29 protein-coding genes and 1 pseudogene are annotated in these 16433 nt (G+C 69.6%); 12 read left to right on the top strand and 18 right to left on the bottom strand.

Features of this window, described 5'->3' with window-relative positions; all coding sequences use genetic code 11:
- Position 1 precedes the first annotated feature (1 nt).
- The 10 genes from G9272_RS31835 (at position 2) to G9272_RS31790 (ending at position 4184) form a co-directional block, all read left to right on the top strand.
- Complete coding sequence (locus G9272_RS31835) at positions 2 to 439, top strand: hypothetical protein (protein WP_171399689.1); 438 nt, start codon at positions 2 to 4, stop codon at positions 437 to 439.
- The gene (locus G9272_RS31830) at positions 440 to 817 is read left to right on the top strand and encodes a hypothetical protein (RefSeq protein WP_171399688.1); all 378 of its coding nucleotides are present in this window, start codon (positions 440 to 442) and stop codon (positions 815 to 817) included.
- 63 nt (positions 818 to 880) lie between these two features.
- The gene (locus tag G9272_RS31825; RefSeq protein ID WP_171399687.1) at positions 881 to 1072 is read left to right on the top strand and encodes a hypothetical protein; all 192 of its coding nucleotides are present in this window, start codon (positions 881 to 883) and stop codon (positions 1070 to 1072) included.
- The gene (locus tag G9272_RS31820) at positions 1069 to 1989 is read left to right on the top strand and encodes a peptidoglycan-binding protein (RefSeq protein ID WP_171399686.1); all 921 of its coding nucleotides are present in this window, start codon (positions 1069 to 1071) and stop codon (positions 1987 to 1989) included. The genes G9272_RS31825 and G9272_RS31820 overlap by 4 nt, the downstream gene beginning before the upstream one ends.
- Positions 1990 to 2009: 20 nt before the next feature.
- On the top strand, positions 2010 to 2384 hold the full coding sequence (locus tag G9272_RS31815) for a hypothetical protein (RefSeq protein WP_171399685.1): 375 nt from the start codon (positions 2010 to 2012) through the stop codon (positions 2382 to 2384).
- Between the two features lie 30 nt (positions 2385 to 2414).
- Complete coding sequence (locus G9272_RS31810) at positions 2415 to 2825, top strand: hypothetical protein (RefSeq protein WP_171399684.1); 411 nt, start codon at positions 2415 to 2417, stop codon at positions 2823 to 2825.
- Positions 2822 to 3181 carry a hypothetical protein gene (locus tag G9272_RS31805; protein ID WP_171399683.1) on the top strand — a complete coding sequence of 120 codons (360 nt, stop codon included), beginning with the start codon at positions 2822 to 2824 and terminating at the stop codon, positions 3179 to 3181. The genes G9272_RS31810 and G9272_RS31805 overlap by 4 nt, the downstream gene beginning before the upstream one ends.
- A 263-nt stretch (positions 3182 to 3444) precedes the next feature.
- On the top strand, positions 3445 to 3669 hold the full coding sequence (locus G9272_RS31800; RefSeq protein WP_171399682.1) for a LexA family protein: 225 nt from the start codon (positions 3445 to 3447) through the stop codon (positions 3667 to 3669).
- Positions 3666 to 3863, top strand: a complete 198-nt coding sequence (locus G9272_RS31795; RefSeq protein WP_171399681.1) for a hypothetical protein — start codon at positions 3666 to 3668, stop codon at positions 3861 to 3863. Before G9272_RS31800 ends, G9272_RS31795 begins: the two co-directional genes overlap by 4 nt.
- Before the next feature lie 21 nt (positions 3864 to 3884).
- Positions 3885 to 4184, top strand: a complete 300-nt coding sequence (locus G9272_RS31790; protein ID WP_171399680.1) for a hypothetical protein — start codon at positions 3885 to 3887, stop codon at positions 4182 to 4184.
- 25 nt (positions 4185 to 4209) lie between these two features.
- Here G9272_RS31790 and G9272_RS31785 read toward each other — a convergent pair whose 3' ends face one another.
- From G9272_RS31785 to G9272_RS31775, 3 genes are all read right to left on the bottom strand, one after another.
- Positions 4210 to 4413 carry a hypothetical protein gene (locus G9272_RS31785; protein WP_171394574.1) on the bottom strand — a complete coding sequence of 68 codons (204 nt, stop codon included), beginning with the start codon at positions 4411 to 4413 and terminating at the stop codon, positions 4210 to 4212.
- Positions 4414 to 4422: 9 nt separating this feature from the next.
- Positions 4423 to 4608: a hypothetical protein gene (locus G9272_RS31780; protein WP_171399679.1), complete on the bottom strand. Its 186-nt coding sequence runs from the start codon at positions 4606 to 4608 to the stop codon at positions 4423 to 4425.
- A 61-nt stretch (positions 4609 to 4669) separates the two neighbouring features.
- A complete protein-coding gene (locus G9272_RS31775) occupies positions 4670 to 5425 on the bottom strand; it encodes a GntR family transcriptional regulator (RefSeq protein ID WP_253267995.1) in 756 nt (251 codons plus the stop codon).
- A gap of 143 nt (positions 5426 to 5568) precedes the next feature.
- Between G9272_RS31775 and G9272_RS31770 the strand changes: the two genes are divergently transcribed.
- Complete coding sequence (locus G9272_RS31770) at positions 5569 to 5907, top strand: hypothetical protein (RefSeq protein WP_171399677.1); 339 nt, start codon at positions 5569 to 5571, stop codon at positions 5905 to 5907.
- The gene (locus G9272_RS31765) at positions 5904 to 6233 is read left to right on the top strand and encodes a hypothetical protein (protein ID WP_171399676.1); all 330 of its coding nucleotides are present in this window, start codon (positions 5904 to 5906) and stop codon (positions 6231 to 6233) included. Before G9272_RS31770 ends, G9272_RS31765 begins: the two co-directional genes overlap by 4 nt.
- Before the next feature lie 2 nt (positions 6234 to 6235).
- Here the strand turns inward: G9272_RS31765 and G9272_RS31760 are convergent, their stop codons facing one another.
- The 15 genes and pseudogenes from G9272_RS31760 to rpsP form a co-directional block, all read right to left on the bottom strand.
- Positions 6236 to 6469 carry a helix-turn-helix domain-containing protein gene (locus G9272_RS31760; RefSeq protein WP_171399675.1) on the bottom strand — a complete coding sequence of 78 codons (234 nt, stop codon included), beginning with the start codon at positions 6467 to 6469 and terminating at the stop codon, positions 6236 to 6238.
- Between the two features lie 261 nt (positions 6470 to 6730).
- A complete protein-coding gene (locus G9272_RS31755) occupies positions 6731 to 8347 on the bottom strand; it encodes a recombinase family protein (protein WP_171399674.1) in 1617 nt (538 codons plus the stop codon).
- 31 nt (positions 8348 to 8378) lie between these two features.
- Positions 8379 to 8639 (bottom strand): annotated as a pseudogene (locus G9272_RS31750) (magnesium chelatase domain-containing protein); the annotation flags it as partial.
- Position 8640: 1 nt separating this feature from the next.
- Complete coding sequence (locus G9272_RS31745) at positions 8641 to 9048, bottom strand: YraN family protein (RefSeq protein ID WP_171399673.1); 408 nt, start codon at positions 9046 to 9048, stop codon at positions 8641 to 8643.
- A gap of 87 nt (positions 9049 to 9135) precedes the next feature.
- The gene (locus G9272_RS31740) at positions 9136 to 9444 is read right to left on the bottom strand and encodes a DUF2469 domain-containing protein (protein ID WP_005311352.1); all 309 of its coding nucleotides are present in this window, start codon (positions 9442 to 9444) and stop codon (positions 9136 to 9138) included.
- A 56-nt stretch (positions 9445 to 9500) separates the two neighbouring features.
- Positions 9501 to 10037: an NUDIX hydrolase gene (locus G9272_RS31735; protein ID WP_171399672.1), complete on the bottom strand. Its 537-nt coding sequence runs from the start codon at positions 10035 to 10037 to the stop codon at positions 9501 to 9503.
- Positions 10027 to 10803, bottom strand: coding sequence for a signal peptidase I (gene lepB / locus G9272_RS31730; RefSeq protein ID WP_171399671.1), 777 nt, complete (start codon positions 10801 to 10803; stop codon positions 10027 to 10029). Before lepB (G9272_RS31730) ends, G9272_RS31735 begins: the two co-directional genes overlap by 11 nt.
- 122 nt (positions 10804 to 10925) lie before the next feature.
- Positions 10926 to 11909 carry a signal peptidase I gene (gene lepB, locus G9272_RS31725; RefSeq protein ID WP_171399670.1) on the bottom strand — a complete coding sequence of 328 codons (984 nt, stop codon included), beginning with the start codon at positions 11907 to 11909 and terminating at the stop codon, positions 10926 to 10928.
- The gene (gene lepB, locus G9272_RS31720) at positions 11797 to 12894 is read right to left on the bottom strand and encodes a signal peptidase I (protein ID WP_171399669.1); all 1098 of its coding nucleotides are present in this window, start codon (positions 12892 to 12894) and stop codon (positions 11797 to 11799) included. Before lepB (G9272_RS31720) ends, lepB (G9272_RS31725) begins: the two co-directional genes overlap by 113 nt.
- Positions 12887 to 13618, bottom strand: a complete 732-nt coding sequence (lepB, locus tag G9272_RS31715) for a signal peptidase I (RefSeq protein ID WP_171399668.1) — start codon at positions 13616 to 13618, stop codon at positions 12887 to 12889. The genes lepB (G9272_RS31720) and lepB (G9272_RS31715) overlap by 8 nt, the downstream gene beginning before the upstream one ends.
- 45 nt (positions 13619 to 13663) lie before the next feature.
- Positions 13664 to 14014 (bottom strand): 50S ribosomal protein L19, encoded by a 351-nt coding sequence (gene rplS / locus G9272_RS31710; protein ID WP_020128707.1) that lies wholly within the window; start codon positions 14012 to 14014, stop codon positions 13664 to 13666.
- Positions 14015 to 14151: 137 nt separating this feature from the next.
- The gene (gene trmD, locus G9272_RS31705) at positions 14152 to 14985 is read right to left on the bottom strand and encodes a tRNA (guanosine(37)-N1)-methyltransferase TrmD (RefSeq protein ID WP_171399667.1); all 834 of its coding nucleotides are present in this window, start codon (positions 14983 to 14985) and stop codon (positions 14152 to 14154) included.
- Positions 14985 to 15575 carry a ribosome maturation factor RimM gene (gene rimM, locus G9272_RS31700; protein WP_171399666.1) on the bottom strand — a complete coding sequence of 197 codons (591 nt, stop codon included), beginning with the start codon at positions 15573 to 15575 and terminating at the stop codon, positions 14985 to 14987. Before rimM ends, trmD begins: the two co-directional genes overlap by 1 nt.
- A 105-nt stretch (positions 15576 to 15680) precedes the next feature.
- A complete protein-coding gene (locus G9272_RS31695) occupies positions 15681 to 15920 on the bottom strand; it encodes an RNA-binding protein (RefSeq protein ID WP_003973401.1) in 240 nt (79 codons plus the stop codon).
- A gap of 5 nt (positions 15921 to 15925) precedes the next feature.
- On the bottom strand, positions 15926 to 16345 hold the full coding sequence (gene rpsP / locus G9272_RS31690) for a 30S ribosomal protein S16 (protein ID WP_054239730.1): 420 nt from the start codon (positions 16343 to 16345) through the stop codon (positions 15926 to 15928).
- Positions 16346 to 16433 lie beyond the last annotated feature (88 nt).

The raw sequence follows: 16433 nt of genomic DNA, 5'->3' as shown, positions 1-16433 counted from the left end.
TATGGCTTTCCTCGCCGGAGAGACGATCACCGCAGGGCGCCTCAACAGGCTCCAGCCAGCCACGTACCGGGCCGCGGCCACGTCGGCGCTCGCTGGTGCAGCGACGCTGGCCGATGTACCGGGCGCCACGGTCACGTTCACGTCGGAGACCGCGAACGCGGTCTACGTGGTGAACGCCGTCTTCGACTACCGCCTCACGGGCACACCGACGACCCTCGGCTCCGGCAACATCCACGTCGACGGCGTCGTCCAGGCCGAGTTCGCCGTCTTCCGAGACGGCGGCGGCAGCGCCGGCACCTCGGCAACGGTGACGCAGGTCTACCGGGGGACTCTGGGGGCGGCGGGCTCGCACACCATCAAATTGGTCGCCTCGCCGGTTGCCGGACAGCAGATCAACATTTACAGCTCGATCACGGTGACGATCTATGAGGTGGCGTGAGTGACCGCGCATGTTCTGACGACGGAGGCCGGGGCCCGGCTCCAGCTGGTGGCGTGCGCGCTGCGGAACACCGGTACCGACTGGGGGCTGATCACCAACTCGGCGCACCAGCCGTCCGGGGTGACGGGAGTCGTCCAGCACGCTGACCGCCTCGAGCTCCAGCACGCGGTGAGCGCGACGCACGTCGTGTCGATGCTCGTCACCGTGGACGAGACGTATGCCGCGTCGGGCCTGCGCGTGGGCGCGTCGGCTGGGCTGGCCCTGTCCAACCTGTACCTCTACAGCGGGGCGAGTGCGACACCCCTCAATCCGGCCACGGTCGCCGCCACGAACGGCAACCTCTGGGTGACTGGCTACCTGCTGCTACCCGCTGCCTGACCCCGCTCGCCCCTGATGCCCCGTGCCTGCTGGCCGGGGCTTTTCTCATGCCCTGGAGGGCCCATGGCACAGCAACCGATTCCCGCCGACCTCGGCCCACGGGCGTATGCCGCGTACGGCGAGGCGACCGGCGGCCTCACGCACGACGGGCGCCGCATGCCGGCGTGGGAGAACCTCGGCGAGCAGGTCCAGATGGCCTGGACTGTGGCGGCCCGGGCCATCTGGGACTCGGCGCAGGACGGTGGCGCGCGATGACGACGAGAACCGGCCCCCAGACCTACCCCGGGGCCAGCCAGGCGCACCGCTACCAGGGCAAGTTCGGCGGCGACGACATGGAGGTCAACGTCGTCGTCCTCCACACCACCGAGGGCCGCACCCTCCCCGACTACGGCGGCGGCGCATCAGCACCGACCCTCACCTGCGTGCCGGACTTCGCGGCGAGGCGGCTGAAGTGGTGGCAGCACTTCGACATCGACACCTCTGCCCGCGCCCTCCTCAACCTGGCGGGCGGCGTCGAGACGAACACGAACAACGTCTGTCAGCTGGAGATGGTCGGAACCTGCGACCCGGCCACCCGCGCCAAGTGGCTGAAGGCCGGACTCGTCCAGGACAAGGACTTCATCTACTGGCCGCAGGCTCCCGACTGGGCGCTGCGCGACGTGGCCGAGTTCCTCGCATGGATGCACACGAAGCACAGCGTGCCGCTGTCGGGCCCGTCGAAGTGGCCGGCCTACCCGACGTCCTACGCCAACGGCGGCGGGCAGCGGATGAACGACGCCGCCTGGAACGCCTTCAGGGGCGTGTGCGGGCACATGCACGTGGACGAGAACTCGCACGGCGACCCGGGCGCTCTCGACTTCGCCAAGCTGCTCGCGTTCGCCAAGGAGGCCGCGGGCGCGCCGTCGACGCCCGTGGTCGAGGCGAAGTATGAGCCGTTCCCGGGCGCCGCCTGGTTCCGGAAGAACCCCAGGTCGGCGATCGTCACCGCGCTGGGCAAGCGCCTGGTCGCCGTCGGCTGCTCCGCCTATGAGGACGGTCCGGGCCCGCAGTGGACTGAGGCCGACCGGAAGTCGTACGCCCGGTGGCAGCGAAAGCTCGGCTACACCGGCGCGGCCGCCGACGGGTGGCCGGGCGCCACCTCGTGGGCAGCGCTCAAGGTCCCCAACGTCTGACCCTTCGGAAGGAATCCCTCATGCGTATCTTCGGCAGAGAGCCGGTCTACATCCTGGCCGCCATCGCGGTCGTCCTGAAGCTGTCGGCCGCCTACGGCTTCAACGTGTCCGACGAGCAGCAGGGCGCCATCATGGCCGTCCTGTCGCTGATCGTCGCGATCGTCAACGCGGTCGTCCTGAAGACGGGCGCGGTCGGCGCGGCCATCGTGAACCTCGCGCAGGGCGGACTGGCACTGTTCCTCGCGTTCGGCCTGGAGATCTCGGCGGAGCAGCAGGCACTGTGGATGTTCGCAGTCGAGGCGCTGGTGGCCCTGGTCATCCACCGCGAGGTCACAGCCCCGGTCCCGCCTTCGGCCCTGCGGACGGAGCAGACCAGCCCCATCAAGGCGGCATGAGTGGGGTGCCGGGCGTCCCTCCTCCGCGAAATGCTGGGCCGCCGCGGCGCCTTCTTGTTGATCCTCGGCATCGGTAAGACCTGCTGGGGCATCGGCATGCTCGTCGACCCGCCCTCCACAGCAGGCCTGTACCTGCTGACGCAGTGGTGCGACATCCGACACTGGGCCTGGCTGTGGATCAGCGCCGGGATCATCACGACCGTGTCCGCGTTCCTCCGCATCGGCCGCGACCGCGTCGGCTTCGTCGTCGCCCTGATTCCCCCCATTGTGTGGGCGATCGCCTACATGGCCGCCGTCGTGAGCGGCCAGTTCTCCCGCGGCGCCTACGTCGCACTCTGGTATCTCACCTCGCACGTCGGGGTCATCTTGTGGGCGGCGACGGTGCCCGAATACTCGGTCCCCCCAGCGCCGCAGTCCGCCCGGGAAGGCGGGCCTGGGTGAGTATCTGGGCGGGGCTGGTGGCTGCGTTCGGCACGGTCGGCATGGTGCTGGCTGGGCTGTTCGCGGCCAGGGCTACGAAGCAGGCGGCCGCGGCGACGGCTGAGGCTACTCGGGCGGCTGCGCAGGCGCAGGCGGAGCCGAACCAGCGGGCTGAGGACCGGGCGGCGTTCGACACGATCAAGACGGAGCTGCGGGAGGAGCTGATCTCGACGCGGGATGAGGTGCGGTCGCTGCGGTCGCTGGTGCGGGCGTTTGCCGGGTATGTCAATGAGCTGACGTCGCAGATGCGGGAGCACAGGATCGAGCCGCCGGCGCCGCCGGACAGGGTGGATGAGTACAACCGAACTGGAGTCTGAGATGGCCCCCACTGCCTTCGGGCGGTGGGGGCCGTTTCGTCATGCCCGGAGTACTACTTCCGGCCGTGATCTATCCCACTGGCCGGATTGTGGTGCATGGTGTGGGGGTGGGATCCCGCTCCACCCCCGGGTGGAATCCCCCTCTCGGGCCCTGCCGTGCGTTGCTGTTTCGGCAGGGCCCGCCGCGCCTCCCGGCTCCCCACGGGAGGCTTCGCGGCGTCCTCGACTTGCCGCATTATTCGAACACGTGCTCTAGTCGAGTCATGGCCAGGCACCGCGTAGATCACCTCACCGACACCCAGGAACGCATCCTCCGCTGCATCCGACAGACCATCGCGGACAAGGGTGCGTCGCCCACCTTCGAGGAGATCGGCGCACAGGTCGGCCTCGGGTCGCGAAGCGCCGTCGCCTACCAACTGGGGGAGATGGAACGGAAGGGTGCGATCACGCGGGAGCCGCACCGGGCGCGCGGAATCCGGCTCGCATGACCGCCGACCGCTACCACCTCACCCTCACCTCCACCGGCCGGCCCGTCATGCACGGCTGGTGGGGAAGCGAGGCCGTGGCGCGCTCGCAGTACAACACCTGGAAGCGGTCGTGGGGCGAGCTGCCGGGCGCACGGATCGAGCTCACCGACGAGGAGTCCGGCAAGACGTTGACGAGCTGGCCGGACGGCGGATGATCCTCTGCCATGCTGGCGCGCATGAGTGAGCCCACCACGCCGCCGCCGATCGTCCTGGAGCTCGGCGGCATCGAGGACTTTGAGACCGCCATGGCCATGCTCCGAGCCACCGGAGCTCGCCGTTGGGCCCAGGGCAGGAGCTCCCGGCGCGGTACCGGAAGCAACCGCACCTTCGTCATCGACCGCGACACCACCGCCCCGCAGGCCGCTGCTCTCCTGGAATTCATCCGGTACGGCACCGCCCACGGCTTCCTCACGGTCACGGTCAACGCGCCCGAGCCGGACTATGAGGGTGCAGACGAGTGGTGGGAAACGGCTTAGCCCCCGCCGCCTCATGGGGAGTAGCTCAGGTCACATCGGGGTGCCGAACGGTCTTCTTTAGCCCCATCTCGACGGCGTACCGATCGTGCCCACCCTCGGCCGCGAACTCGCGCACCGCCACCTGCACGGCAGCCGCCGTACCGACAGTCAGCCGCCCGGCCTGAATCTCCTCCCAGGCGCGAGACTCCAGGGCCAGCAGGGTGTCGGGGAAATCGAAGGTCTGTGCCACGCGGGGATCCTACGCCGCAGTGACCATCTTCGCCCGCTGCTCCGCCGCCACCCACTCCTCCACCAGCAGCCGGTACAGGGCCTTCTCTGCCTGCTTCCACTCCCTGCCCCTGGCCCGCCACGCAATCGCCCGAATCGCCTCGTTCACGGCCGCGGCAGACCGCACAGAGCCACGCTCGGAAGGGGTGGGGGGCATGCCTTCATTCTAGTGATCGCAGGCCCCGCCCACTCATCGCGATCCCGCCAGATGCGGGCCCTCAGTCCTTCAGGTCGATCACGAAATCGACGACCGTCGTATCCCCGCGCCGGACGATCGGGTGCGCGACCTCGACGACCCGCCCGGTGTCGGCGATGTGCCGGCGCGTGTAGCGCAGCACGGGGATCCCGGCGCCGATCCGGAGCGTCGCGGCCTCGAGCTCGGTGGGCATGGCCGCGGTGAAGGACTCGGTCACGCGGGTGACCTGGAAACCGAGGGACGCCATCTGGGCGCGGGTGCCGCCGGGCCAGGGCTCATGGATCGGGTCGGCGACCGGAGTGTCCGCCACGTCCGTCCACCGCACATACGACGTGGACATCTGGGTGGGCTGGTCGTTGTCGTAGAACACGAAATGCCGCGCGAGGAGCTGCTCGCCCGCCTCGCCCTCGAACAGCGCCGCCAGCTCCGGGGTCGCTTCGACCCGCTCGAACCTCTTGTCGAGCCGGTACTCCTGCCAGCCGATGCCCTGGTCCCGCGTGTACGGCGTGGACCTGGCGCCCGGGGTGGCGCGGTAGCGGTCGGCGGGCATGCGGTGCACGGGCGGCCGCTCACGGACGATGGTCCCGGCGCGGGCCCGGGTCTCGACGAGGCCCTCCCCGACGAGCAACTTGAGCGCGTTGCGGATGGTGATCTCAGAGACGCCGTACGCCTCGGTCAGGACCCGCAGCGTCGGGATCGCCTCGCCGGGAGCCCATTCACCGGAGGAGATGCGGCGCCGCAGGTCGGCGGCGATGCGCAGGTACTCGGGCTGTGCCACGGCTGTACTCCCCATCCGGTGATCGCGTCAATCTGAATACACATACTGTCCCGCCTGGCTTGACCAGTGCCAATCGCCACGACATTGTGAATACACAAAGCGTTTTCGTGTATTCAGATAGCCACCGGCCACAGGGGACACTCATGCCTGAATCGGGACACACCTGGCGGCTGAACTTCAAAGGCCACGCCGCCGACGCCTCCGCCGTCCGCGCATGGGTCCGGGAGCGAGTCCACCACCCCGACGCCCCGCCGGTCGCCCACGAACTGTTCGTCGCCCTCCTCGGCAGCGGCGCCGACATCATCACCCTCGAGCTGTCCACGGCCGGACCCCGGCTCCGCATCACCGCAAGCGGCCCGGCCCCGTTACCGGCCCGCCACAGCCACGGCCCCGGCTGGCGCATCATCGCCGGACTGTCGCAGCAGACCGGGCTCACCACGGACGAGTGCGGTCTGTGGGCGCAGATGGAGAACGGGCGATGATCGACGCGCCTTCGTGGGACGACCCGCCCGCGGCCGAGATGCTGCCCATGCCGAAGGTGCACACTCTCACCCCCGAGCAGATCGACGGGACGGCGTGCCCGTGGTGCAGCAAGCCGCTGGGGGATACGGGGATGAAGCTCGGCCCCCGGATCCGCGTCGCGGACGGGGCCGTCCGCCGCTGGCTGCCGCGCGCCTGCCGGAAGTGCGTCGGCGTACAGGCCGCGCGGGTGTACCGCATTCACATCGGCTCGTGTGCGCGCTGCTCGCACCGCGACTACTGCCCGGACAGCCGTGCACTGCGCGCGCTGGCGCTGGAGTGCGGGTGACGTCACCGGACGAGGTCGGCGAGCGGGGTGTCGAGGGCCCGGGCGATGCGGAGCAGCGTGTCCAAGGTGGGGTTGCTCCGGCCGGCTTCGAGTTCCTGGAGGCTCCAGCGGCTGATTCCTGCCGCGAGGTGGAGGCGTTCCTGTGTCAGGTTCCGGTGTATGCGTTCGGTGCGGATGCGGTCGCCGATGGCATGGCGGCGCTCTTGGAGCCAGTCGTCGGCGGAGGGGTCGAGCACTCGACAAACGCTCTGGCGTGCATGATCTTAAGTCAGCACGGTATACCGGGCATTTTTAGATCAAGACTCTCCGTGCTGCGCAATGCCTGACAAAATAAAACACCCGTTCGGGTGATGTGGCTATTGACTCATTGTCAAACGGCAACACTTCAGCCAAGTATTGCTGCACCCCCCACGGAACCGGCCGACCGCCGTACGCCCCCCAGGCACGGCGGCACGGCCAAGGCGCCCCCGGCACGGACTATCCCGGCCGGGGGCGTTCTACTTCCACATGATGTCCACCGACTCCGCATCGAAGTACGTCCCACCCGGCAGACGCCCCCGCCGCGCCGGCCGCAGCCTGACGGTCATCATGAACGCGACCACCGAACGCCGCCGCGACAGATCGAGCCGGTTCCACTCCGCCTCCACATCGTCCGCCGCCAGCAGCCCCGCCACCGGGTTCACCTCCACCGCCCGCGACAACGTGCCCTCCGCCGCCTCCAGCCGCGCCCGCACCCCCTTCGACGCGATGCGCCACTCCTGCAACGTCATCTCCCCCGCACCCAGATCAGCCGCCAGCGCGTCCAGCGTCTGCCGCGCCGCCCGCATCTCCGCCTGCGCCCCCCGCACATCCACCGGCTCCTCCCGCGCCGCGAGGAGATCCGCCATATCCGGCCGGGCCAGCCTCTGCAACAGCTGCCACTGCACGAACGCGTCCAGCGGCTCGGCCTTCTTCACAACGTGCTTGCTCGCCTTGCACGAGTACGCCTGCTCCCACACCCGCTCGCCACCGCCGCGGGTCTTGTTGCTCGAGGTGACCCGCACCGTGGTCCCGTCGGCGCACAGCCCGCACTCGTAGAGCCCGGACCCGAGGTGCTTGCGCTCGTTGCCGGGGGTGTTGCACCGGTCCGGGTCGCCGAGGAGGGCGGCGAGGCTGCGCCAGGTCGGCTCGTCCAGCGCGGCCGGCCACCCGGCGGGGCCCCCTTCCTGGCCGCGATGTTTGACGATGCCCGCGTTCCGGGGCCGGAGCAGCATGGTGCGGAGCTCGGTGCGCTGCCACTCATGGCCCGTGCTGGTGGGGACGGGGACGTCGTTCCACTCGGCGACGATCGCGCCGAGGGACCCGCCGGCCAGGAGGATGTCGGCGGCCTCCCGGATCCGCTCGAACTCGCTGCCCGGGGCGACGGTGGCGGCCGTGCGGCAGGTGCGGCATTCGCTCAGGACGTGCCGTCCGTCCGGCGCCCCGCATCGCTCGCACGCCCAGCCGGTCAGGTCCCGCTCGGCCGCGTCGCAGTGCTGGCACTTGATGACGACTTCGAAGTCCGCGGGCTCGTCCCGGCCGCAGGCGAGGCAGAACAGGGCCCGCGGGGTCACCCCGTCGGCCTCGTAGCCGAAGGGACGGCGGCCGCCGAAGAACTGCCCGCGCTGGGCCATCTCGTCGCGCTTGCGCTTCTGCCGCTCGGCCATCCGCTCGACCTCGTAGCGGGCCTGCACGCCGAGCTGTCGTGCGATCATCCGGCCGCTGGCGGTGGTGAGGTCGAGGTTGCCGGCCTTCACGGTGCGGGTCTGGACGGCGCGAGGCTCGCAGACGTCGATGTACTCCTCAAGCTCGGCCGGGGAGCGGTGGAGGCGGTCCGTGTGCCAGGCCAGGACGGTGTCTGCGCGGCCCGCTCGCAGGTCGTCGAGGAGCCGCTGGTATCCGGGCCGCGGTTTGCCGCTGTAGGCGCTCAGGTCGTTGTCGGAGTACGTCGCGTGGATCTCGATGCCGAGCTGCGCGGCGAGGGCTGCGCAGTCCTCGCGCTGCCGTTCGACGCCGAGGCCGGCGCCTTCTCGGTCGCGGCTGATGCGGCAGTAGATGATCGCGCGGGTGGGGATGCCGGGTGCGTCGTGGGCCATGGTCCAGCATGACACGGTAGAACGGTGTTTCGCAGGTGTTCGCCAGATCGAAGCCGCTGCCGCCCTTGGGCACCGATGCCGGGCTGAGTCCGACGGTGAGCTTCTTCTGCGGCCAGTCGCCGCCCGAGTTCACCACCGCCGCCCGTACCCGGTCCCGGCTTTCGGTCAGACTCTTGTCCGGCAGCCCCACCAGCGTGAACGCGGCCACTCCCGGTTCGAGGTCGGCCTGCACCTCGACGACGACCCCTTCGACGCCCACCAGCGCCACCGAGCACGTACGCGCGAACCCCATCTCAGGCCACCCCCCGCGCGTGCTCGACGACGGCCGCCCCGCGGCGGGGCAGGACGACGCCGACCAGATCGATGCGGACGCCGCCCGGCGGGGCCCCTCCGTGCGCCTGGATCCACCGCTCGGCCAGGCCACGCAGGCGTTCGGCCTTCTCCGGTGTCACCGATGCCATCGGGTGCTGGAATCCGCCGCCGCTGCGGGTCTTCACCTCGCAGGCGACCAGGACGTCGCCGTCCCTCGCGACGATGTCGATCTCACCGGTCCTGCCGCAGCGCCAGTTGCGCTCCAGGACCGTCATCCCGGCCTCGACCAGCCGCCGTGCGGCCAGTTCCTCGCCGTACCTGCCGAGTGCGCCTCGGGCCAGATCGGTGTTCGTGTTCATGTGGGCACCACCTCCGGCACCCACGCTCACGCATCCGCCGCCACGAAAAGGATCTTGGTGGACAACCCGGGGGCTGTGGAAAACCCCGTCACCCGCACGAGCGCTCCCCTGCGGGACTCAGCTCCCCGGAAGCTCCAGGTCGCTCTTGTTGAGCTCTTCGATGTTCACGTCCTTGAACGTGAGCACCCGCACCTGCTTCACGAACCGGGCCGGCCGGTACATGTCCCACACCCAGGCGTCCGCCATCGACACCTCGAAGAACACCTCGCCCTGGACCGAGTGCACCTGCATCTCGTAGTCGTTGGTGAGGTAGAACCGCCGCTCGGTCTCGATCACGTATTTGAACAGACCGACGACATCGCGGTACTCCCGGTAGAGCTTCAGCTCCATCTCGGTCTCGTACTTCTCGAGGTCCTCGGCGCTCATGGCATGTTCCCCTTCAGCCGTGCGATCTCCCCATTGTGCGCCAGTCCCGTGAGCCGCTAGACGATTTCCGTGTCCAGGGTTACGGGTCCGGCCGGAGGACCTTCGTCGAGCAGCCTGCGCAGCAGCTCGGCGAGTCTGGTCGGATACACCGTCTCATGTGCCCGGGTCAGTTCCTGACAGGTCCACCAACGCGCTCCGGCGACACTGCGACGCTCCAGCTCGGTCAGGGCCGTGGCACGGGTCGCCGTCACTGTCGTACGGGCCAGGTAGTACCACTCGTCCTGGTCCCAGCGGCGGCCGGCGAACGGGAAGGAACACATCCGCCGCCACAGCACCGGGCCGAGCTCGACCTCGGTGATGCCGGTCTCCTCGACGAGTTCCCGCAGAGCCGCCTCCTCACGGGTCTCGTCGCCCTCCACGCCGCCGCCGGGGGTGAACCACCAGTTGTCGGACGGGTCGTCCGGTTCATGGCCGTGCAACAGCAGGATGCGGTCCTGCGGGTCGAGGAGGACGACCCGGGCGACCTTGCGCAGCCCGCCCTCGTAGGAGTCGACGCCCGCGCCCGTCGGCTCGTCCGTGGTCTCAGCGGGCACCGGCCGCCTCCGGCCGGGCACGGCGGCCGGACGTCCGCTTGGCGATCGGGCCGTACGCCCCGCCACCGAGGACCAGCACACCACCGGCGACGATCAGCCAGCCGATCGTGCCCAGCGGGCCCGGCTGGGAGAGGGCGCCGAGCGTCTTGAAGCCCGTGGGGCGCTCCAGCATGCCGTTCATGGGCCAGACGACGGCGTCGACACGGGCCGCGACGGCGCTGCGCGCGACCGTGCCCTGGGCCGCGTCCGTGAGGTGGGCGGTGGAATCCAGGGAACCCTCCCGCTCGTCGCCGAGCAGGAAGAGCCGGCCGTCCGGGACCTTCACGGTCGGGAAGTTCTTGATCTCGGCCAGGCTGCCCGCGGGCAGATACGGTTCCTCGATCTCCTTGCCGTTGACGTTCAGCTTGCCGTCGGTGCAGCAGGAGACCGTGTCGCCGCCGACCGCGACGACCCGCTTGACCACGGGCGCGTTGCTCGCCCAGGTCTTGTCGGTGAAGACGACGACGTCCCCGCGGCGCACCTCGTCGCCGTCGATGCGCTCGGCCAGCACTCGGTCGCCGGCGGCGATCGTCGGGCTCATGGAACTGGTGGGCACGGTGTACGGCCGGTAGAGCAGGGCTCCCCACCCGAATCCGCCGAGGAACAGCACAAGGCCCAGTGCGACGGCCAGTCCGGACAGACGCTGTCCGGTCCGGCTGCCCACCGGGCCACTGCTGGTGCCACCGCCACTGTGCGGGGCCGTACGCGTTGTGCTCTCGCCACCCATGGATCCGCACCCTACCCGGCGGTACCGAACCGGGTCAGCCCTTCTTCCCCGGTCTTCCCGAGCCTTGGTCACAAGCTTGGGAAAGGGTTTGCCGAGTGACGGCCGACGCGGAAGCCGGAAGGTCAGCGGACCGCGGAGTCCTCCGTGCGCCGACGACGCCACAGAACCACCGGGACGACACCGACGAGGGCGAGGCCCTGCGGGGCGACCGTCAGGGCCGCGGATCCCGCGGACTGGGTGTTCAGGCCGTCCTGGTCGAAGGTGTCCGGCACCGGCAGCGTGCCCCAGCGGGTGATCGGCCAGGCCTTGACGACGGCACGGCCGACGACCTGGTCGACGGGCACCATGCCGTGGTTCTTGTCCGACTGGTTGTAGCGCGAGTCGCGCGAGTTCTGACGGTGGTCGCCCATGACCCAGATGAAGCCCTTGGGGACCTTCACGGTGAACTGGCCGCCCTGGTCGTCCTGGCTGCACGGGGTGTTGCCGGGGTACACGTACGACGCCTCGTTCAGCGCCTTGCCGTTGACCGTGAGCGGGCCCGTGCCCTTGCACGCGACGGTGTCGCCGCCGACGCCGATGACCCGCTTGATCAGGTCCTTCTCCTCGGCGGACGGCATCAGGCCGATCCAGCTGAGGACGGTCTGGAAGGCGTTCGGATCGACGGTGGCCTCGCCCGCCAGCCAGTTGTCGGGGTCGTGGAAGACGACCACCTCGCCGCGCTCCGGCTCGGAACCGAACCACGGGGTCAGCTTGTCGACGAGGACCCGGTCGCCCTCCTTGAGGGTGTTCTCCATCGAGGCGGACGGGATGGAGAACGCCTGCACCAGGAACGTCTTGATCAGCAGCGCCAGAACGAGCGCGATACCGATCAGGATCGGCAGCTCCTTCCAGAAGGAACGGGGCTTCTTCGGCTTCGGGGCCGGGCCACCGGACCCTTCGCCACCGGTCCGGGGCGGCTCGTCCGCCGGCGGGCCGTCGCCGCCCGCCGCCGGGTCACTCCCGGAGGTCACGGCGCTGTCGGAAGCCGGGTCGGCGGCTTCCACCGGATGACCGCGGTGCTCCTCGCCGTCGTGCCCGGACCGTGCGCCAACCGCCACATCCCCCACGCCAACTCCTCACTCTGTGCCGCTGCCTGCCCCACGTACGACGCAGGCCCACCACTCCCATAACGAGCGGGAGTTCCGCAGGGCTCGGGAGTTGTCGAACCGATCCGTTCGGATCGCCGGGGGCAACCCTATGCGACAGCTGGGCGGATGCAGTCGCCGTGGCGGCCGAGCCGGTCACGGATGCGAAAGTTTGCGGTTCCTTGAGACGGACCCAGTGCCCCAGCGGCCAGGCGATGACCATGGCACGTCCCACCACCTCGTCCTCCGAGACGGTGCCGCCGTAGTCGGTGTTCTGGTGGGCCCGGGAGTCGGCGGAGTTGGCCCGGTGGTCGCCCATCACCCACAGCCGCCCCTGGGGGACGGTGATGTCGAACGCCGTGCTGGAGGGGTCGTTGCCGGGATACAGATACGCCCCCTCCTCCAGGGGAACGCCGTTGACGGTGACCCGTCCTTGCGTGTCACAGCACACGACGCGGTCGCCACCCACCCCGACGACCCGCTTGATGAGGTCCTTCTCGTCGTCGGACGGCAGCAGACCGATGAAGGTGAGCCCTTCCTTGATCTGCTTGACGACGACCGGGTCCTCCTTCTTGGTGGTGGTCTGCTCGTCGTTGAGCCAGCCGCCGGGGTCCTTGAAGACGACGACGTCCCCGCGCTCGGGCTTGGAGCCGAACCACGGGGTGAACTTGTCGACCAGGACCCGGTCGCCGATCCGGATCGTCTGCTCCATGGAGCCGGACGGGATCACGAAGGCCTGCACGAGGAAGGTCTTCAGAACCAGGGCTATCAGGACGGCGACACCGACCAGCAGCGGTATCTCCCGGACGGCCGAGCGCCTGCGCTTGCGCTTGACCTTGCGCTGGAGCTTGCGCCGCTCCGCGCGGGTGCGACCGCCGGCCGAGCTGGAGGTGCGCCGGGCGCCGGTGGGCAGCAGGTTGTCCGCGGCGCTGGTGGGGATGGAGCGCGGCTTGCCGCGGTTACCCATGGGCACCCTCCGCGCCGGGCACTCGCGCGTAGGCGCTCGGGCGGGACAGGCGGGTGAGGTGCGCGTAGGGCCAGAGGATCCAGTCGGCGCGGCCGATCACACGGTCGACGGGGATCATGCCGCCGCCCGGTGAACCGAGGTGGTCCCGGGAGTCACTGGAGTGGCTGCGGTGGTCACCGAGGACGAACAGGGTGCCCTCGGGCACGACCACGTCGAAGTCCACCGTGGACGCACGATCGCCGGGATACAGGAACGTCGACTCGTCGACCGACCGGCCGTTCACCTTGATCCTCCCCTCCTTGTCGCAGCAGACCACGTGGTCTCCCCCTACACCCACGACGCGCTTGATGTAGTCGAAGTTCCCGAAGTACCCGGTGCCGTCGAACACCACGACATCGCCGCGCCGCGGCTCGGCATCGAAACGGTACGCCAACTTATTTACGAGAACGCGGTCACCGATCCTCAATCCGTTTTCCATGGATCCGCTGGGAATCTGGAATGGTTGCGCCACGAAAGCGTTGAGGACCAGCAAAAACAGCAGGCAGATCAGCAGGGTCAGACTGATCCGGCCACCCGGGAGCCACTCCGTGATCCGCCCCACCAACGCGAAACGCGACCGTCCCTCCGCTCCTTCCGCCTCCGGGGTCTCCTGGGAGACGTCCGCGGGAACGGAAGGGTGGGAGGAGCGGTCGCGCTCCGTCGTCGGCTGAGCTTCGGTGTCCATCGGGGCCAGATGCTATCCGGCCGCTCTATGAACCCCTCAGGGCACTCAGTTGTCGCGCTTCTCCTTGATCTTCGCGGCCTTGCCGCGCAGCTCGCGCAGGTAGTAGAGCTTGGCGCGACGCACGTCACCGCGGGTGACGAGCTCGATCTTCTCGACGATCGGGGTGTGCACGGGGAAGGTGCGCTCGACGCCGACGGAGAAGGAGACCTTGCGGACCGTGAAGGTCTCGCGGACACCGGCACCCTGGCGGCGGATGACTACGCCCTTGAACTGCTGCACACGGGAGCGGTTGCCCTCGATGACGCGGACGTGGACGTTGACGGTGTCACCCGGGCGGAAGGCCGGGACGTCGCTGCGCAGCGACGCGGCGTCGACTGAGTCGAGCAGGTGAGACATTTCGTCTGCTTTCTTCGCTGATGCCACAGGTCATCAACGGAACTAGATGTTCGAGGATTGAGTGCCGTGTGCCCGTCGAGGCGGGCGTCGTGTCCCCCTGCGGCAGGGGCGCACACCGGACGGCGCACAACAGCGACCTATTCTTCCACGCCGTCGGTCCTGCGCCAAAATCGACCGTACGGCGCACCCTCCGGGTCGGGCATCCAGCCCAGGATGGAGAGCATCTCGCGGTCCTTCTTGTCGAAGGTCTTCGGCTCGCAGCGCTCGATCAGGTCGGGCCGGTTGGCCGTCGTGCGCCGCAGGGCCTCGTCGCGGCGCCAGCGGGCGATCCTGCCGTGGTGGCCGCTGAGCAGCACCTCGGGGATCTCCCGGCCGCGCCAGGCGGGCGGCTTGGTGAAGACGGGGCCCTCCAGGAGGTTGGCCATGGCGCCGGGCGCGAAGGAGTCGTCGCGGTGGGACTCGGCGTTGCCGAGCACGCCGGGCAGGAGCCGTGCCACGGCCTCGGTGACGACCAGGACGGCGGCTTCCCCGCCGGCCAGGACGTAGTCGCCGATGGAGACCTCGTAGACGGGGATCCGGGTGGCGTACTCGTCGATGACCCGCCGGTCGATGCCCTCGTAGCGGGCCGGGGTGAAGATCAGCCAGGGGCGCTCGGAGAGCTCGACCGCGAGTTCCTGGGTGAAGGGCCGGCCGCTGGGCGTCGGGACGACGATCGCGGGCGCGTGCGAGCCCCGCTCGTAGCCGTCGGCCAGGACGGTGTCGAGGGCGTCGCCCCAGGGGTCGGTCTTCATGACCATGCCGGGTCCGCCGCCGTAGGGGGTGTCGTCGACCGTGTTGTGCCGGTCGTACGTCCACTCCCGCAGGTCGTGCACCTGGACGTCCAGCCGGCCACGCGCGCGTGCCTTGCCGACGAGGGAGACGTTCAGCGGGTCGAGGTACTCGGGGAAGATCGTGAGAACGTCGAGGCGCATTACGGCCGGTCCCCGTCCGCGCCCGCGCCCGCACCCTCGTCTTCGTCCTCTGCCGCGTCCCGCGAGGACGCGATCTCGGCCTGGTCGTCGATCAGACCGGGCGGCGGGTCGATGACGGCCCGCTGCTCCTCGAGGTCGATCTCGGTGACGATCGACTCGACGAAGGGGATCATCACCTCGCTGCCGTCGGGCCGCTCGACGATGAAGAGGTCCTGGGAGGGCAGATGCGAGATCTCGGTGATCCGGCCGACCTCGGCGCCGTCCTTGGTGACCACGTCCAGGTCCATCAGCTGGTGGTCGTAGTACTCGTCCTCCTCCTCGGGCAGCTCCGCGGGGTCGACCTCGGCGATCAGGAGGGTGTTGCGCAGGGCTTCGGCGGCGGTGCGGTCCCGCACCCCCTCGAAGCGCAGGAGGAGACGACCGCTGTGGACGCGGCCGGTCTCGATGGTCAGCGGGCCGGTCGAGGCCGGGTCCGTGGCCAGGACGGCGCCGGGCGCGAGCCGCGCTTCCGGCTCGTCGGTGCGTACCTCGACGGTGACCTCGCCCTTGATGCCGTGGGCGCGGCCGATCCGCGCGACTACGAGCTGCACTTCTGAAGATCTCCTGTCGTACCTGTCGTCACGACTGCCGTAACGACTACGGGCCGGGGACGGCCCAGTGGCCCTCCCCGGCCCGAGCCGGTGCTGCGAAACGCGTCAGCGGACGTGATCCACGTCGACGAGGTCGACGCGGACGCCACGGCCGCCGATGGCGCCCACGACGGTGCGCAGAGCGCGTGCGGTGCGGCCGTTGCGGCCGATCACCTTGCCGAGGTCGTCCGGGTGGACCCGGACCTCGAGCACGCGCCCGCGGCGCAGGTTGCGCGAGGCGACCTGCACATCGTCGGGGTTGTCGACGATGCCCTTCACGAGGTGCTCAAGCGCCTCTTCGAGCATGCTGCTCAGGCCTCGGTCGACTCGGACTCGGCGGCAGCCTCGTCCTTCTTCTCAGCCTTCTTCTTCTGGGTGATGGCCTCACCCTTGCCCGAGTCGTCGCCACCGAGGGCCTCGAACACCGGGCGAGCCTTCTTCGGCTCGGCGACGAGCAGCGGCGCCGGGGCGGGCTCGCCCTTGAACTTCTGCCAGTCGCCGGTCTTCTTCAGAATGGCGAGCACGGGCTCGGTCGGCTGCGCGCCGACACCCAGCCAGTACGCCACGCGGTCGGCGTCGACCTCGATGATCGACGGGTGGTACGTCGGCTGGTACTTGCCGATCTCCTCGATCGCACGACCGTCACGACGGGTGCGGGAGTCGGCGACGACGATGCGGTAGTGAGGCGCGCGGATCTTGCCCAGACGCTTCAGCTTGATCTTGACTGCCACGGAAGTGGTGTCTCCTGGTCTTGACGTGGTTGGGCACGGCGAGATGGCCGCGTGGGGTTGCGGTACCCGAGTGCCCGATGGACGCGTC

The organism is Streptomyces asoensis (assembly GCF_013085465.1).
Taxonomy (GTDB): domain Bacteria; phylum Actinomycetota; class Actinomycetes; order Streptomycetales; family Streptomycetaceae; genus Streptomyces; species Streptomyces cacaoi_A.
This window is presented reverse-complemented; position numbering and strand designations above follow the sequence as displayed.

What these genes read in the sequence shown, in the direction of transcription:
- G9272_RS31835 (WP_171399689.1), top strand. Translation starts at nt 2, where the DNA reads ATGGCTTTCCTCGCCGGAGAGACGATCACCGCAGGGCGCCTCAACAGG.
- G9272_RS31825 (WP_171399687.1), top strand. Translation starts at nt 881, where the DNA reads ATGGCACAGCAACCGATTCCCGCCGACCTCGGCCCACGGGCGTATGCC.
- G9272_RS31820 (WP_171399686.1), top strand. Translation starts at nt 1,069, where the DNA reads ATGACGACGAGAACCGGCCCCCAGACCTACCCCGGGGCCAGCCAGGCG.
- G9272_RS31815 (WP_171399685.1), top strand. Translation starts at nt 2,010, where the DNA reads ATGCGTATCTTCGGCAGAGAGCCGGTCTACATCCTGGCCGCCATCGCG.
- G9272_RS31810 (WP_171399684.1), top strand. Translation starts at nt 2,415, where the DNA reads ATGCTGGGCCGCCGCGGCGCCTTCTTGTTGATCCTCGGCATCGGTAAG.
- G9272_RS31800 (WP_171399682.1), top strand. Translation starts at nt 3,445, where the DNA reads ATGGCCAGGCACCGCGTAGATCACCTCACCGACACCCAGGAACGCATC.
- G9272_RS31795 (WP_171399681.1), top strand. Translation starts at nt 3,666, where the DNA reads ATGACCGCCGACCGCTACCACCTCACCCTCACCTCCACCGGCCGGCCC.
- G9272_RS31790 (WP_171399680.1), top strand. Translation starts at nt 3,885, where the DNA reads ATGAGTGAGCCCACCACGCCGCCGCCGATCGTCCTGGAGCTCGGCGGC.
- G9272_RS31780 (WP_171399679.1), bottom strand. Translation starts at nt 4,608, where the DNA reads ATGCCCCCCACCCCTTCCGAGCGTGGCTCTGTGCGGTCTGCCGCGGCC.
- G9272_RS31770 (WP_171399677.1), top strand. Translation starts at nt 5,569, where the DNA reads ATGCCTGAATCGGGACACACCTGGCGGCTGAACTTCAAAGGCCACGCC.
- G9272_RS31765 (WP_171399676.1), top strand. Translation starts at nt 5,904, where the DNA reads ATGATCGACGCGCCTTCGTGGGACGACCCGCCCGCGGCCGAGATGCTG.
- G9272_RS31755 (WP_171399674.1), bottom strand. Translation starts at nt 8,347, where the DNA reads ATGGCCCACGACGCACCCGGCATCCCCACCCGCGCGATCATCTACTGC.
- G9272_RS31740 (WP_005311352.1), bottom strand. Translation starts at nt 9,444, where the DNA reads ATGAGCGCCGAGGACCTCGAGAAGTACGAGACCGAGATGGAGCTGAAG.
- lepB (WP_171399671.1), bottom strand. Translation starts at nt 10,803, where the DNA reads ATGGGTGGCGAGAGCACAACGCGTACGGCCCCGCACAGTGGCGGTGGC.
- lepB (WP_171399669.1), bottom strand. Translation starts at nt 12,894, where the DNA reads ATGGGTAACCGCGGCAAGCCGCGCTCCATCCCCACCAGCGCCGCGGAC.
- lepB (WP_171399668.1), bottom strand. Translation starts at nt 13,618, where the DNA reads ATGGACACCGAAGCTCAGCCGACGACGGAGCGCGACCGCTCCTCCCAC.
- rplS (WP_020128707.1), bottom strand. Translation starts at nt 14,014, where the DNA reads ATGTCTCACCTGCTCGACTCAGTCGACGCCGCGTCGCTGCGCAGCGAC.
- trmD (WP_171399667.1), bottom strand. Translation starts at nt 14,985, where the DNA reads ATGCGCCTCGACGTTCTCACGATCTTCCCCGAGTACCTCGACCCGCTG.
- G9272_RS31695 (WP_003973401.1), bottom strand. Translation starts at nt 15,920, where the DNA reads ATGCTCGAAGAGGCGCTTGAGCACCTCGTGAAGGGCATCGTCGACAAC.